The sequence below is a fragment of the Martinezella sp. CNPSo 3795 genome (assembly GCF_057784475.1).
Genome location: NZ_JBXSOQ010000002.1, coordinates 44,216 through 60,454 on the forward strand (window position 1 = coordinate 44,216; position 16,239 = coordinate 60,454).

General features: G+C 57.1%; 10 protein-coding genes and 3 pseudogenes. 3 read left to right on the forward strand and 10 right to left on the reverse strand.

Features of this window, described 5'->3' with window-relative positions:
* Nucleotides 1-75 precede the first annotated feature (75 nt).
* Complete coding sequence (locus AC13QY_RS05150; RefSeq protein ID WP_281406134.1) at nt 76-2,247, forward strand: CHASE2 domain-containing protein; 2,172 nt, start codon at nt 76-78, stop codon at nt 2,245-2,247.
* A gap of 70 nt (nt 2,248-2,317) precedes the next feature.
* On the opposite strand, the gene AC13QY_RS05155 is transcribed toward AC13QY_RS05150, so the two are convergent.
* The 6 genes and pseudogenes from AC13QY_RS05155 to AC13QY_RS05180 form a co-directional block, all read right to left on the reverse strand.
* A complete protein-coding gene (locus AC13QY_RS05155) occupies nt 2,318-3,343 on the reverse strand; it encodes a FecR family protein (RefSeq protein WP_152095293.1) in 1,026 nt (341 codons plus the stop codon).
* 873 nt (nt 3,344-4,216) lie between these two features.
* Entirely contained in the window at nt 4,217-6,145 is a 1,929-nt protein-coding gene (locus AC13QY_RS05160; protein WP_488492783.1) for a methyl-accepting chemotaxis protein, read from the reverse strand.
* Nucleotides 6,146-7,104: 959 nt separating this feature from the next.
* Nucleotides 7,105-9,444: a methyl-accepting chemotaxis protein gene (locus AC13QY_RS05165; RefSeq protein WP_488492784.1), complete on the reverse strand. Its 2,340-nt coding sequence runs from the start codon at nt 9,442-9,444 to the stop codon at nt 7,105-7,107.
* Between the two features lie 627 nt (nt 9,445-10,071).
* Nucleotides 10,072-10,392, reverse strand: a pseudogene (locus AC13QY_RS05170) (SDR family NAD(P)-dependent oxidoreductase); the annotation flags it as partial.
* Nucleotides 10,393-10,535: 143 nt separating this feature from the next.
* Nucleotides 10,536-10,910 (reverse strand): VOC family protein, encoded by a 375-nt coding sequence (locus AC13QY_RS05175; protein WP_488492785.1) that lies wholly within the window; start codon nt 10,908-10,910, stop codon nt 10,536-10,538.
* Nucleotides 10,911-11,216: 306 nt separating this feature from the next.
* A pseudogene (locus tag AC13QY_RS05180) lies at nt 11,217-11,312 on the reverse strand (GntR family transcriptional regulator); the annotation flags it as partial.
* A 203-nt stretch (nt 11,313-11,515) separates the two neighbouring features.
* Between AC13QY_RS05180 and AC13QY_RS05185 the strand changes: the two are divergent.
* Nucleotides 11,516-11,662 (forward strand): annotated as a pseudogene (locus tag AC13QY_RS05185) (alpha/beta fold hydrolase); the annotation flags it as partial.
* A gap of 79 nt (nt 11,663-11,741) precedes the next feature.
* Here the strand turns inward: AC13QY_RS05185 and AC13QY_RS05190 are convergent.
* The 4 genes from AC13QY_RS05190 to AC13QY_RS05205 all read right to left on the reverse strand — a co-directional run bounded on the left by AC13QY_RS05190 (nt 11,742) and on the right by AC13QY_RS05205 (nt 15,398).
* A complete protein-coding gene (locus tag AC13QY_RS05190; protein WP_113352146.1) occupies nt 11,742-12,137 on the reverse strand; it encodes a DUF1236 domain-containing protein in 396 nt (131 codons plus the stop codon).
* Nucleotides 12,138-12,503: 366 nt separating this feature from the next.
* Entirely contained in the window at nt 12,504-12,896 is a 393-nt protein-coding gene (locus AC13QY_RS05195) for a response regulator (RefSeq protein WP_152094382.1), read from the reverse strand.
* Nucleotides 12,897-12,917: 21 nt separating this feature from the next.
* The gene (locus AC13QY_RS05200) at nt 12,918-13,952 is read right to left on the reverse strand and encodes a sensor histidine kinase (protein ID WP_488492786.1); all 1,035 of its coding nucleotides are present in this window, start codon (nt 13,950-13,952) and stop codon (nt 12,918-12,920) included.
* A 6-nt stretch (nt 13,953-13,958) separates the two neighbouring features.
* The gene (locus AC13QY_RS05205) at nt 13,959-15,398 is read right to left on the reverse strand and encodes a DUF7125 family protein (RefSeq protein ID WP_488492787.1); all 1,440 of its coding nucleotides are present in this window, start codon (nt 15,396-15,398) and stop codon (nt 13,959-13,961) included.
* A gap of 393 nt (nt 15,399-15,791) precedes the next feature.
* Here AC13QY_RS05205 and AC13QY_RS05210 point away from each other — a divergent pair, with 393 nt between their 5' ends.
* On the forward strand, nt 15,792-16,088 hold the full coding sequence (locus AC13QY_RS05210; protein ID WP_113420254.1) for a PRC-barrel domain-containing protein: 297 nt from the start codon (nt 15,792-15,794) through the stop codon (nt 16,086-16,088).
* The last annotated feature ends 151 nt before the right edge of the window (nt 16,089-16,239 follow it).

Sequence of the window (16,239 nt, forward strand, 5' to 3'; positions counted from 1 at the left end):
CCGATAGATTTTTGTAACTCCTCGAACCGTTGTTACTTATTGCCGGGGATGCACGGCAAAAGGGCTGACACCATAATGGTGACGCGTGCGCAGCAAATTGGCGTCGTGATCGGCCTGGCCTTCGTCACGGCATTGACGACCCTACGGGCAAGTGATCCTCCCTTGCTAAGGCTCGCGCGCGATTTGACATTCGACCAGTATCAGCGCCTGGTGCCCCGGACGTTCGATAACCAGCCCGTCCGGGTCGTCGACATAGACGAGGCGTCGCTGCGGGAGTTCGGTCAATGGCCCTGGCCAAGAAACCGGATTGCCGCCCTTGTCGATAGGCTTTCCGATCTGGGCGCGGCCGCTATCGCTTTCGATATCCTCTTCGCCGAGCCGGACCGACTTTCGCCGCGCAACATCGTTCGCGATGTCATTGGCATCGATCCGTCACTGCTTGGCAAACTACCGGATAACGATGAGATTTTTTCCCAATCGCTGTCGGGAAGGCCGGTGGTTCTAGGCTTCGGCCTCTCCAACGAGGGAGACTATCTGCCGCCGGTCAAGGCTGGGTTTGCCTATACCGGCGAAGATCCCTCCGGTGCGCCGCCGACGATCAAGGCCGCCACGCCTGTGCTGCCGCAATTGGAAACCAATGCCGCGGGGCTCGGCCATATCAGCCTCAATCCGGGCGCTTCATCGGCCGTGGTACGCGCGGTTCCGCTTTTTCTCAGCGACGGCAAGCAGCTTTATCCCAATCTCGGGCTTGAGGCGCTTCGCGTCGCACAGGGAGCCTCCACCTACGTGCTTGACGCCGCGCCGCGCACACCCAATACCCTCACCCGAGTCAAGATCGGCAATTTCGTCGCGCCGGTAACAGCAGCCGGCGAGCTTTGGCTCTATGTCAGCCGCGACACCGCGAAGCGATATATCTCGGCAAGCAAGATACTCGCGACCGAAGGCGCCTCCGCCGATATCAGAACCGCTATCGAAGGCAGCATCGTTTTCGTCGGAACCTCCGCTTCCGGCCTCCAAGATGTCCGCACGACGGCCCTTGACGAGAATGTGCCGGGTGTCTCCATCCACGCGCAGATCGTCGAGCAGATCCTTTCAGGCCGCTTCCTTTCCCGGCCGGACTGGGCGGATGGGCTGGAAATCCTGTCCATCGCCCTCTTGGGCAGCCTTCTGGTGGTCGTCACTACCTTCGTCAATCCGGCCGCGGCCCTCGCCTGCGGCCTGCTAATTACCTTTTTTGCCCTTGTGGCCTCCTGGGCCGCCTTTCTTTATGGAGGGCTTCTCTTCGACCCGCTGGCACCGATCGTCTCTGGATCGATCACGCACTTCGCCGCGACGGCATTCCGCTTTCTCGTGACGGATCGGGAGCGGCGCGACGTGCGGCGGGCTTTCGGCCACTACCTCTCGCCATCGCTGCTCCATCGCATCGAGCATACGCGCGACGCACTACGCCTCGGGGGAGATGAACGCGAACTGACGGTCATGTTCGTCGACGTGCGAAACTTTACCCAGATCAGCGAAGAGATGAGCCCAAGCGCCGTCGTTGCGTTTCTGAACACGCTGCTCGATGCGCTGAGCCACCATGTCATCGCCAATGACGGCACGCTCGACAAGTTCATCGGAGACTCGATCATGGCCTTCTGGAATGCCCCTGTCGATGTCTACGATCATGCCGGCAAGGCCGTGCGCGCGGCTCTCGGCATGCGGGAAACACTCGCCCACCTCAATGGCGACGATGCCTTCGGTTTCGGAGACGCGCGGCGGGTCGGAATAGGCATCGGCATCCACACAGGGCTTGCATGCGTCGGCAATATGGGGGCCGAGACCCGTTTCAATTACACGGCGGTCGGCGATGCCGTAAACATTGCCGCGCGTATCGAATCCGCCTGCAAGGACGTCAATTTCGATATTCTGGTATCCGAATCGACGGCAGGCTTGCTGCCCGATTGCGCTCTGCTCGAAGCGGGAGCGCTGACGCTGAAGGGTAAGAGCATGCGAACTAAACTCTTTGCGGTGGTCGGCGACGAACGCGTGGCGAGGTCCGCCGGATTTGTGGAACTACAGGCTGCTCACAGGCAGCTTGTCGATGCCCTTCGGGTACGCTCGACAGGCAGCCGCAAACTTATCAGCGCCGCCAAATTTAAGGCGCGAGCGGCGGCAGCAGGACTACTGCAGGATTTTTACGCCCAGATTTCTCGACGAGGCGGACACTTCGTCGACGAGACCGCGGACAAGGCAGCCGATATCTAGCTGATTTTGCGATTCAGCCTTTTCAGGCTTGGAGACGCCCTAACTCGCTATTCTCTCGCAATTCAGGACCTCAGCGATGGTGATGCCCGCCATCGTGATCACCTTGATCATTATGATCGCCGTCATCGCCTTCATTGTCCTCGTCGCCCCGATGATGATCGCCCCATCCGTGCTCGCCCCTGCCATGATGACCGTCGTAATGCTTGCCATCATCATCGTCATGGTTATGCGGTTTGTCGGGTGTATTTGGTGTATTTGGGACGTTCGGCGTGGTGGGAGTTTCGGTCGGTGCAGTCGGCGACTCCGTATGTGTCGGCTCCCGCGTGTTAGGTACGCTCGGCGTATCAGGCTGTGTCGGGCCGGGATTGTTCGCCGGAGCGCTGCGTGGGGAGATCCCGTTTGGCTGGCTCTTCATCGCCGTCGACAGACCGCAGCCACCGCCACTGACAAAACCCATTCGCCCTGAAAGCTGCTGATCCCCGGACAGAAACGGCAGAGCCCGCTGGTTGCCTAGCGTTTTGAGAACGTCGCGATTGACCCGGCGAGGTTCGCTGATCTGACCGTTGCGCTTCGCAACGACGCAATCACATTGCTGCTTCAGCTGCCTGCAGCCGCCAGCGCCGCAGAATTGCGCAGCGCCGTTCAACAGGACGACTGCCGTCGTGCCGTTGGCTCCGACATAAAAATCAAACGCTGTTCCGCGCACGCCGATCGTTCCCGCCGGCGTCACGATCTGATAGGCTGAGTGGTTCGAATTTCCGCTCATCCAGCGAAAGCTGCCCTTTGCCGCATTCACGGTCAGCTTTTTCACCGCGCCCGAGTCATCGAACACGAATTTGTCGATGGTAACGGACGATCCGGCTCCGACGGCCAGTCTGGTGCCGTCCCGAAATGTGAACTGTCCGAGACCCGAAATCGAGGTGCGAATTTGCTCGTCCCGATGAACGGGATCATCGACCGCGAGCGGGCCGCCAGCACCCGTGACCTCGGTTTTGATCAACACCGCCTGACCGACCTTCTCGGCGGCTTTCAAAGACAGCGGCGCGAGCAGCGTGGCACTCAACACAACGGCCACGGCGTGACGAAGATAAAACACCCTCCCCTCCCAAGCTTATTTATATTTTATCATACTATATTTCTTATTACAAATCACGACCTATGGTTATATCCTTGCATATTTTTCAATTCTGGAATTTAATCATGGATAAACTGATGTATAGTTTCGATAATATTGCATGCATATCTTCTAATCGGAAATTCATAGAATAATTTCAATAACATTATCCGAATCAATTCTTCCATAGCATTAAAAAAAGAGGTGAGCCTATTCAAGGTTGCCGAGATCGAAGGATTTGCGTCAGACTCCTTCTCGACGCAACATTCATCACACGATTGCAGTCCATTGAAGAACCGATGGCTCGTTGGCCATGGTCGGTCATCGATTAGTCACCGCTACAGGTCAGTTCCGCATGTCTACAATTCGCTGAAGCAGCGCAGTGCGGGTCGCTGCTGTGTTGAAATATTTGAAAGGGGCCGATTGCGCCTTTCGCAATGATTCATACGGATACTTTTAATTGTCGGGATATTTTGATTTTCTTCGCTCGCGCGGAAATAGAGACGCAAGCATACGGCCGGCACTGTTTGATCCGCAAATCAGAAAACCTTTATTTAAGTAGGCAGCTTAGTTGCTTCCGATGCTGCGATTCGGTCCATCTCAGGGGTCTTCCATAGCCAGGCGACCGTTCCGATCAGCGGCGGCCGTATGGACAGTACAGGTCGTCAGCACTTGAATGGCAATAGAGACCCTATCGTTGCTATTGCCCGCGCAATGCTCCCGTTTGGTGAAGCAGGAAGCTAGGCTGCCGGAGATGGTCCATCTAGAGCTAGTTGTCTGCTTTCCGCTTCTAACCCAACTGGGAATGTGAAAAGATCCCAGACAGCCCCTTGGCCATTACGCCCCATGGCTTGCTTAAAACTCTTTCCAATCGGAAACGACTCGACCGCTAACGGCAGCCGATCTACGGGCCGTTTGCGCGACCGGCTCGGCGGAAGCGCGACGCGATGGCTCAGCCATGGCGCGCGCGGTTTGTCGCAAGACTGCCGAGCTGGCGGAGGCCGCGGCGTCGAGGCGGAATTGAGATACGAGTTCGCGCAGCTTGCTGGCCTCAGCGGCAAGTGCGGCGGAGGCTGCCGTCGACTGCTCGACCATCGCCGCATTCTGCTGCGTCGTCTGATCCATCGTATTGACTGCCGCATTGACCTCGGCAAGGCCTGTCGACTGCTCCTTAGCGGATGCGGCGATGGCGTTCATGTGCTGGTTTATGCCCGAGATGCGCTCACCGATTTCCTTCAATGCGACACCCGTTTCACGCACCAGCTTCACTCCACCATCGACCTCGGTCGAAGAAGCATTGATCAGCGCCTTGATCTCTTTTGCCGCGGCCGCGGAGCGCTGCGCCAATTCCCGCACTTCCTGCGCCACGACGGCAAATCCTTTACCGGCTTCGCCGGCGCGCGCCGCTTCCACACCGGCATTGAGCGCCAATAGGTTAGTCTGGAAGGCAATGTCATCGATCACGCCGATGATATTGAAAATCTGCTGGGAGGAACTCTCTATGCGCTGCATGGCTTCCTCGGCCCTGCTGACGACATCAGCCGACCGGGTTGCGCTATGATCGGCGGCAGTCGCCGCCGCTCGCGCTTCTTCCGTCCGATTGCTCGAGTTGCTTACATTGACCGTAATCTGATCGAGAGCGGCGGCCGTCTCTTCAAGCGATGCCGCCTGCTGCTCGGTGCGGCGGGAAAGATCGTTGGCTCCGGAAGAGATCTCCTGCGTGCCGCTGTCAATCGATACAATACTCTCGGCAATCGCGTGCAATGTGCTGCTCAATTGCTGCAATGACGTATTGAAATCGTGTCGAAGAGCTTCGAAATCCGGAGCGAATGGCTCATCGAGCTGGAAGGAAAGATCCCCGGAAGCCAACCTCTTAAGTCCCATGGCAAGACCGGATGTCGCGACTCGCAAACGGTCCGCGGCATCGGTTTCCGCCTGCCGCTGAGTGGCGATCCGGTCGGCTTCCGCCTGCTGACGGTCCCTTGCCGCGTCCGCTTCGAGCTGGCCCTTGGCGATCGCTGCTTTTCGGAATACTTCAACAGCCTGCGCCATCGTCCCTACTTCGTCGCTTCGACCGATGCCGGTACAAACGATATTGGTGTCACCGCCCGCGAGCTTGGCCATATCGGCGCAAAGCGCCAGGATGGGTTTGGACACGGTCCTGCGGAACAACACGAAGAGCATGATGGAGAACAGCACCGTCAGCCCTAGGAGCCCCTGCATGATGCTGCGTATGGAACCTGCTGTGCGCGCACTTTCTGCCGAGATCGACTCCGATACGTTTTGTATCTGATCGCCCGCCTTCTCCATCGCGGTTTCCAAAGCGGAGAATTGCTTCATGAAATCGGGCAATGCCTTTAACGCGCCTGCCGGATCCTTCTCAGCCGTCGCGACCATTTTGGTTGCGTTGTCGATATAGCTCAGCAACGGAGATTCCACGCCGGCGAGCACCCTTTGAGTTTCCGGATCTGTCGCGAGCGCCTTGTTGGCCTTGATCATCTCGCGAAACGACGTGACATGTTCCGAAAGATCCGAGTTGACCGTTTTAAAGCCGATGCCGGATGCGGGATCGGATGCGAGCAACGCAGCCAGCACATCCGCTCTCAAAGCGTCATGCATCATATCTGCCTGCATGTGATTACGCAGCACCTGAGCCGACCCTGCTATTTTCTCGGCATTCTGCGTCAGGGTCGAGGCGGACCATATGCCAACACCAGTCGCGCCGCCCGCAATTACAAAGATTGCCACGCTTGCAAGGATGATTTTCTGCTGGATCGATGCCATGGAACATATCCCAAGATTTCCTCAAGAGAAGGATGTGGGATTGTGCTTAATTATCCGTCAAAATATGTCGATCCATGGAAATCTATTTCCAAATTATCAAAAAATACAACTACTATTATATTGTCTATCTTGATACATACCGCTAGGCGTTGATCTTCAACGTCAGTGAGAAAGTATACATCAAGCTAGTCCTGATAAGTACTGCTATATCGCTCAGCGGATCTTTTAAAGTAACCTTTTCAGAAGTTCGCCACGGAGCGGACCGCTGGATAGGAACTTCGTACTCCTGATAATATGGCGGCAAGGAAGCGATGAGCCGGTCGAAAGGAGCCTTATCGACAAAAAGGATCGTCGTCAGATTCCGGAAGCCAAAGATTGAATGAAGTGGCTGGTCCGTTGCTGCGTGGATTTTCGCGGCAAGGTTCCTCATATCGGCTGGTGATGAAGTGTGAATGCTCTCCGGCACGATGAGCAGGCATTTAATTGTTGCTCAAACCCTGAACGTCTCGCTCTTGAAAGGAACCTGACAAGCGCCCATTGCGGGATTCGGTCAGCATGGCGCCTCAAGAGACCGATGTCATTCGCACCGCTGAAGAGCAAGGTCTTGCTCGGACGTCAAGACGATGGATGATGTCAAACCATTCGATCATCCCTGCCTCCTTTTCCTGCACCGCGTGGCGCGAGTAGTCGACTGCTCCGTTATTCACCTTGGGCATTAAACTTCACGGCGCGTTGACCGAGCTTTGCGTTAAGCTGATCCAATAAGTGGCTGAGAACCCATTGACGAGTTAGAGATATCGGCATCCGCAGAGGTCACGGTGCAATGCAGAGATGGGTGAATCTCAGCACACATGAACACTGAATTGACCAAACGAAAATGCCCCGTACAAAATGTCCGGGGCAATCCTTGCTTCTTGAACCGCGCTAGAGCCGCGGTGCCTCTCCTCACATCAAACCGATCAGAACTCCGACCATTCCTGCTGAAGATGTTTAAGCGCAGCATTGCCTTGCGTGACAGGAGCGGGGCGTACAGCAAGCCGGCCTGCTGTCGGGGCTGAGGCAGGCCGGGCCGGGGGCCTCGCCCGCGGCTCCATGCGCTCGGTTTCGCCTGTGCGGAATGCGCTCAGAAGCTCGCCAAGACGCTTGCTCTCTTCGGCCAAGCCTGCGCCGGCGGCATTCATCTCTTCGACCATGGCGGCATTCTGCTGCGTCGCCTGGTCCATATGATTGACGGCGCTGTTGATCTCCGACAGGCCCATGGACTGCTCCTGAGCGGCGGTGGCAATGGCATCCATGTGCTGATTGATCTGCAGGACCAAGTCGGCGATAGCTGCGAGGCCCTCGCCAGTGTCGTTGACGAGTTTCACGCCCTCGCCGACGGCAGCTTCGGAATTGCCGATCAGGGCCTTTATCTCTTTGGCGGCATTGGCAGAACGCTGGGCCAGTTCGCGAACTTCCTGGGCTACAACAGCGAAGCCCTTCCCGGCTTCGCCCGCGCGCGCAGCCTCGACACCGGCGTTGAGCGCAAGCAGGTTGGTCTGGAAAGCGATCTCGTCGATCACGCTGATGATCTGGCTGATCTGCTTGGACGAATGCTCAATTCTGCCCATGGCGCTGACTGCATTGCTGACGACCTGGCTGGAGTTTTCCGCTCGCGATCGAGCACCGCGCACCAAGTCACGTGCATCGCCAGCCCGCTTGGAGGTCGATTGAACATTGGCCGTAACCTCTTCCAGCGCAGCTGCCGTCTCTTCCAGCGAGGCGGCCTGCTGCTCCGTGCGCTTGGAAAGATTATCGGAAGCCTGCGAAATCTCGTAACTGCCGCTGTTAACGAGTGATGCAGCCTGGCCGACCTGGGACATGGCAGCGCGCAGCTGGCTGACCGATGAATTAAAGTCGTGACGCAGAGCTTCGAATTGCGCAGCCAACGGCGTTTCGATCTCGCACCGCAGGTCGCCAGATGCCAGATGACGAAGTCCCGTCGCAAGCGAACCCGTAGCCTGCAGCAGCCTCTCTTCCGCTTCTTCTTCGGCTCGGCGCTGCACTTCGAGGCGTTCATTCTCCGATGTAATGCGTGCTTCGGCGGCTTCGGCCTCGAGCGCCTTGTTGCGCAGGGCTGCCTGCTGGAAAACCTGTACGGAACGCGCCATGGCACCAATCTCATCACGCCGTTCAACGCCACTGATCGAGACCAAGAGGTTGCCTTGGGCAAGTTCGGTCATGGAATGAGTCAGCGCGCCGACGGGCCTCGTGACGCGAAGGAGGATGACGCATATGCCCGTGGCGCTCAGCACCACGGCAACAAGGAAGGTGAGTCCATAGGCGATCAAGCTGACGAATGCATCATTCTGGCTGGCGGATGCCTTGGCGACCATGCCGTCCGCGGCCGCCGCCGCGGTGTTCGTGATGGTCAGAAGGGTGGCGTTGCCAAGCGGACGCCAGTCGTCGAGGGGCATGGCCTTCTTCTCACCGGCCGCGAATCTTGCAAGCAATGCATTATGTTTTGCTGCGAAGTCACCGCTGAAATAGGTCGCGCTGCTGACTTTATAGGCGTCCTTGACGACCTGTGGTGTCGACGGATGATTGACCAGAGTGCCGATTTGTCCCCAGGTGAAACTCGCAGCGTAATCGAATTGCTGGATCTTGCTGACGTCCTCAGGCTTCATTGCCTCTCCAGAGGCCAGCGTGTTGACGAACAACAGATTTGCGGCACCGGCCGTCGCGCGAGTGTACCATGTCAGCGCACGGATCTGAATCAGCGCCGTCATTGAGGGATCACTCGTGCGAATCCGGCTCTCAATGACGGTTGAACCCGTCTCCAACGCGGTCAAGAACTGCTGACCGATGTCCAGCGTCGTAGCCTGCAGCGTCGGGTCGCGATCAGCGAGCTTCTTGGCGACTTCGCTGTCGAGCTTTGAGCGGAATTCGACAACCCGATCATAGGCATTCATGACATCGGCAATCGGGGCTTTGAGCGTCTGGTCGTCAATGTTCGCAAAGACTGATTTCGCGTCAGCCATATATTTGTCGACGATGCCCCTATCCGTTCTTAACAGAGCAAGCGTTGCATCTTGCCCGCCAAGCTCAAGTTTAGCGAGCGACGACCCATCGCCTCGCTCGTTGCGGAAGTTCGCAAGCGTTTGGAAGAGAGCCCGATCTAGCATGGTTAACTTCGAGATGTCGGCATACTTACCTGCATCGCGATAGGCATCAAGCGTCGAAGATCCCGTTAGCACGCACAGAGCGACGCTGAGAAAAAGGAAAATTCCAACAAGTATATTGCGAAGAGAAAAAATCATAATTGCTCACCTACGTTCGGGGGTGCCGTAACGCTAACCCGCTTCGCCGAAACCCGTATTTCTGGAGCTCTCGAGGTGAAATTTCTAAAAGAAAAGCAGTCCGTGAGCCATCGAGACGCCGCTCGATCACAGGCGCATCATGCCCTGCCCAATCAGGAGAAAAGTTAGCCCGGCTTTGTTGAAACAGGATTAACGCTTTCCCCTAAAAACACAGGGGGTTTTTGATCAGCCCTGTTAATGTTGTCCATGGTCTCGATTTAACGCGTTTTGCTTCATCTTTCCTGCGTTAGGAAAGAAAGACAAAGTATTCCGAAAAGTTGAAAGTATCTCTGTGAGTTGACGCAAATGCGCGATTGGTCTTTTTCAGATAGAAATCGGCAATAACGGCCTAATCGCCAAACGCCAGCCGCTCAACCACATCGGAGGATCAGCCAAATCACGCCCTAAGCATGTTTCAGTGCATGACTACCTGGCGGTCTCGCGGCTGCCTAGACCATCAGCGGGAGTGCTATCGCGGGGAGCGAGACGATTTCCCGCCGAGTCCCAAGCAACGTTTGATGAGATGCCTGGCGACGACCAAGCGCTCCGAGGCAAGCGTCGCCAGCCATCATGAAGGAATCGCCGCGGTCAGGTGTTCAAACCGCCATCGACGTTAAGGATCACACCCGTGACCTGTCTTGCCGCGGGACTAGCCAGGAACGCGACGGCCGCCGCGATGTCCGAAGGCGCCCCATATCGGCCCAATGGGATGAGGTTACGCTGGAATTCAAAATAGTCTCCATTCGCCGGGTTCATCTCGGTATCCGTCGAACCTGGCTGGATCAGATTGGCCGTGATATCGCGCGGTCCCAGTTCCTGCGCTAAGCCTCGGGTGAAAGACTGCAGCGCCGATTTCGTCATGAAGTAGACCGTGCCCGTCGCGCCGACGATCCGATCCGCACCGGCTGAGATCCTCAATTGAGGCGACGACCGCCCTCGCGCGCTCGGCCGAATTCTGAAAGTTCAGCGCGACGTCGGCGCCATGTTCGGCAAGCGTCAGGACGATAGCCGCCCCGATCATGCCGTTTGCTAGGCGCTGCTTGACACCTGCTTCACTTCGTCGGCGAAGTCCGCGCGGTCAATTTATTTCCGTCCGGGTCGCGAAGATATGCGACGAATGACCCGTTTGGACGCTCCGTGGGTGGGCTCTCGATCGCCATGCCCCCATGTGCCGTACCGGCGGCATGCCACGCAAGGACATGTTCGGGGGTCGCGGCGGCTATGCCGATAGTCCCGCCATTGGCCGCGGTCGCCGGCTTGCCATCGATGGGCTTCGTGATCATGAGCCGGCCGCCCTCATGGGTATAGATCAGCCTGCCTCTCGCGTCCATCTCGCCGGGATTGCCTCCCAGTGCAGCGAATGTGGCGTCGTAGAAGCTTCTCGCTCGCTCCAAATCGTTGCTTCCAATCATGACGTGAGTGAACATCGTTTCATCTCCACTAAGGTGTCCAATCGCCCTATCCTACGCTAGCCTAGCCATGCTGAACGCGCAAACCTCCCAATTGGACAGCCTCTCCCGTTCATTCTGCCCGTATCGGCGATAAAATCCAGATCATTGTCGCTGGCGTATTGCGGCCGCTGGTCACGATGCGGGGATAATTTGCAGCTGAATGATGAGCAATTGTTCAAATAGCCGGTTATACCGTCGAGCGGTCTTGTCATCGATCCCGACCTGGCCGACCAATTGGGTAAAATCGGGCAACAGCATTTACCTCGCCGCAGCTTCAAGGCACTACCGCTGCTCGGCGAAAACAACGCTGGCATCGCTGACGATGGCGACATGTGAATAAGCCGCCTGTCTAGCCGCCTGAGCGTCTGCGCGCATGACCAATCAGAGCTTTTTCGCACCGTCACCAGAGGAAATCACCGCACGCTACCGGCAGATGAGCCAAGCAATCCTGTTCGGCTGTGCCGAGCCGGCTGGGCTGTAACGGGCTCATGGAAATTCTCAGGGAATATGCTCCGAGCATGTTCGCTCTTGAGAGGAGCCGAACCAGCGACTTTTACCGAGAATGAGCGGAGTTCCGCAACAAGGCCGTCCTCGTCTCCGCTGTCCCTCCCTTGATGCTGAAGACGGAAGCCAATCCCTAAGGTCTGACAAATGAGGTGTTCGACGGCTTCCACTCGGCGCTCGATGCCAACCGGGCGCAATTCTTCCATAAGTTTCCCGTCGGTCCAGGGTCGCAAGCTTGAGTCCGCCTCGCACCACCTTGACCGAATGCAATGAAAAGGGCCTCTCTCGGAGGCCCTTTCAGCATTATTCAAGGATGCGAACGACCTTGCGCGTCTTCGGTTGAACGATGACGCGTTTGTGGTTGACGACGGCGTACGCATAAGTCGGGTTATCCGGCACCGGCGTGACGACAACCGTCTCTGGAAGCGCGCGACCCACAACGATCTGATCCTGCACGACGGCCTCGGATGGAGGCAGGGGCTGTTCCTGAACGTAGGTGACCACTTTCTCCGGCGGCGGATCGATCGCTGTACCGGCAATCGCACCGGCCACACCTCCCACGGCAGCCCCGACAGGGCCGCCGACAACCGCTCCGGTCACCGCGCCGCCCGCAGCGCCGGTTACCGTGGAAGACTGCGCGAAGGCCGAACCGGCCAGAAGGCCAAGGGCAGCAACTGAAACTACAAGTCTCGTTTTCATGGCATTCTCCTTTCCAATTTGAGCTCCTATGAGCTGAAAGGAAAATTACTCAGTAAAGTGAATGTTCCTCTTCGGTTACCATCCAGAGCAATCACGAGTTAACTGCTTGTGACAAGGTTCGTGATCAGTAACGGATTGCCAAACACCCGCCGGCTCCCCCCCGAAAAGGCCTGTGAAAGCGCGCGCTATGGGGACAGTTCGTGGGTGAGATAGGACACGATCTCAAGGCTCGCGCCGGCGAACCATGCACCCCTCGGCGAACAGAGCCTTGCTTATGATCTTAGATGCGCCAAGGGAATGCCAAGCAAAGCCGACAAGCCCGCTTTCGAACCGACCGAAGAACGCTCCTCTGTCGACGAGCGATCGTCAGCGTCTTGGGTCATGGTTGCGGTTGGTGTGCCGAAACAGCTCCAGCTTTTCCGCGAGTTCGATCTCGGCCACCGGTTTCCCAATAATTGCAAGCACCGCTTGGGAATATTCCGCCGCGATCGCCTCCTGGCCTGTGACGAAGATACTTGGAATCCCCTGCTGGGAAAGCCAGATAGCCGCATTAGGACCAGTGCGTCCATCAGCGAGATCGATATCCACCAGCACTCCGTCTATACTGCCAAGATCCTGTCTTTTGACGAGGTCGGTGAAGCTCATGGCGGACCCCGCAAAGATATGCCCCAAATCCTCAATCATGGCCTCAAGCTGAAAGATGATTAGCGGGTTGTCTTCAAGACAGAATATGCGCAGTGGATATGCCGAAGATGACATGGCTAAAAGGCCTCCTGGAGGTCAAAGGTCCTTCGGTGACACGCGTGCAAGGGGACCGACTTGAGTACAGCGTAGCCCCTGTGGATGAAATAGGATGGTGGGCGGCGTGCCAAAGAGGTTGTATAACGCCGAGCGGATGTAGCGTGTTCCATATCCGCTCCTTTTGGGTTCCGATACTGGCGGACCTCCTCTCTCAAGCCATTCGAGATCCAGGTTCCCATCTTGTGAGACGGACCATTTCAGACTGATCCGGCCCTCTGGTTTTAAGAGGGCACCGTATTTAAGCGCATTTGTCGCGAGCTCATGGAAGCACAAGGCCAACGTCGTCGCGGCTTCGGCACTCAGCAAAATTTCCGGTCCCGCGAAACTAATGCGATCGGCGCCTTTCGCCCGATATGGGCTGAAGGTCAATTCGGCGATATGGGAGAACTCGGCTGCATCGCCATTCGCCTGGAACACCGCGGAATGTACGTTGGCAAGAGCGGCAAGCCGACCGGCGAAATCGTCGGCGAACTCATCCAGCGAAACTGCACGCCGACGCGTCATCTGGAAGATTGAGGAAATGCTGGAAAGAATGTTCTTTACCCGATGGTTGAGCTCACGCCGAAGCTCGCGCTCGCGCTCGATGTGATCCCGAACGTCTCGCTGACGCAGGCGGGCCAAGAGGCTCGATTGAACGCCACTCAGCAATTCGAGCGCCGTTACGGGACGCTGATAGTAGAGCTGCCGCGAGCGGGGCCAAACGGTTGACAGCTCAGCCTGAACGCGGGTGGGAGGAACCATCCGATCCAATAGGATAAGGATAGGCATCTCGGACCATTCTGGCTGCTCGACAAGGTGGCGACCGATCGCCTTCTGCACCTCCGGATCGAGTGCTTCTTGGGTCGCAACCACGACACCGGGCGTTTGTGCCAACAGCGCCCTCAATTGTTCCAAGCCCTCGGCTCGCCGCGCAACGACGTCCTCCTGAGCTAAGAGTATCTCCAAATGTTCGGCGTCGCGCCGATAAGGCGCGATTACCAATACCCAGTCGAGATGGCTGTCATTCGCGGCCACGGGCGATTAGGTCTCCGGAATGGGGTTATATGGGATCACCGCGACACCGGAGCTTTGAATGAACAATTCCCGTACGTCGAGATCGTGTGGACCGTGCCGTTTCTTCACGACAGTAATGCTCCGTCGCAGCCTACCCTCATGCTCGGTAATTCGCAGCAAAAGCACCGTGTCACCCAGAAAGCTCACATCGACATCAATAGCGACCCCTTGTCCAAGCAGACCATGCTGCGCCACTATAAGGATGGTAAGCACGCCAGCTCGCGCGAGAAATTTCAGAAGCGATTGGATGTCTCGGACCGCCTTTTCGCGATGCGGCAATGAATTCAGATATCCCGTGAAGCTATCGATGACGACGACTTTTACCTTTTCACTGCTCACCGCTTGCTGCACGATCTGACCGAACTCACCTGGCGATATCTCATTCGGGTTGAAATCCCGGATGATCAACTGACCATCTTCGTGGAATTGGCGCAGATCCATTCCCAATCCCTCCGAACGCCGGAAGAAAGTCTCTATTCGTTCCTCAAACAGGAACAGGCCTACGCTCTCGCCTCGTTTGAGGGCCGCAGTCGCATAAAGCGAGGCCATGGTTGATTTACCAGTACCCGCCTGACCGATGACGAGCGTGGTTGTTCCCGCTTCCTGCCCACCGCCGAACATGTCATCGAGGGTATCCACACCTGACTTGATCAACTGAGGCTCGATCGCTCTCGCCACCGCGCCCGGTATGATCCGCGGGAACACGACCACGCCCTCGCCTTCTCGGATCGCCATGTCGTGATAGCCGTCCGCGACAGGCACACCGCGCATCTTACTGACCTCGATGCGGCGGCGAACCGCGCCATATTCCTCAAGCGATTTGTCGAGACAAATGACGCCGTGAGCGATGCCATCGACCTCCTCGCCTGTTCGATCGGTCTCTGGTGTTTGGGTGTCAAGCAGCAGAGCCACGATGTCGCGTTTGGCAAGAAACGCCTTGAAGGCGATCAACTCACGACGAAAGCGGGGTGAATCGCCGGTGATCAACCGTATTTCCAGCAGTGAGTCATAGACCAATCGGCTCGGTTTGTGTTCCTCAATCGCGGTTTCGATCATCTTCCTTGTCTCGTCCAGACGGAGTTCGGCCGTCTGAAAAATGGACTGGTCGGTTGCTCCCTTGATCGAATCGGAGGCCGCGAGCTCTTCCACCCGGATGCCCTCAAGCGTCCAGCCGTGCGACAGGGCGATCGCTTCCAGCTCCGCCCTCGTCTGAGACAGGCTGACATAAATGCAGCGCTCTCCGTTCGCGGCACCGGCGCGGAGGAATTGTAACGCTGCGGTCGTCTTGCCCGACCCCGGCGCACCTTGAACGATATAGAGATTTGATGCGGGCAAACCGCCACGGAGAATTTCGTCCAGCCCGGGAATGCCGGAACTGACCACTGCCGGCTTCTTGCTCTCAACCACGTTCACCTCTCGCGTACACCAAATTGACGACGTACAACGCCCGATCACGAGATCGAGTTCCTGGATCGCGGAACAACTATGGGCAAACCGCCTGCGTTTCGAAGTGTGGTTAAACGCAAATCAGTGTTTTTGAAGGGGCCAGCCGCTCTGCTTTCTTTTTGAGGTGCGTGTAGGCCGCCACCTAAACGGTTTTGGCGCGCATGAAGGGCAGCCATTGCTTGCCCGAAGTCTCAATCCGGGAACAAAGCGATTACACGGTCGTTGGTCTTCATGTTGATCGAGGAGACGATGTCGTGGTTTGTGACGTCAGCTCCAAGTACACGGCTAAACACGAACGCAACACCATCACGTCGCTGGTCAATGGGCGTTCGGAAGCAAAAGGAGGAAACGCTCATGGATCATAGCAACCACATACGACTGACCGAAGAAGAACTCACACAAGCTAACCTGGAAGGCGCATCCATCTATGGCGCCGATGATCATAAGATCGGTACGGTTGACCACGTGCATGGAGCCGGCAGCAGCAGCAGCGTCGTAATCGATGTCGGCGGCTTCCTTGGCATCGGTGCGAAGCCGGTGTCCGTTCGAGTGACCGATCTCGATTTCATGCGTGACGAAAGCGGCGATGTCCATGGCGTGACGTCTTGGACAAAGGACCAGCTGAAGGCAATGCCGGAGCATCGCGATTAAACGCTGGAGGGAGCTTCCGCATGCGGAGCCTCCCTTTCGAACCTACATCTGGGACGCAGTCGCCGTCGCCGCACCCAGCGGAATTCAGATGGCGCCCGATTATATCAGGTCTCTTTTTTCATCACACGGCCACGTGATTTAAACGCCAACC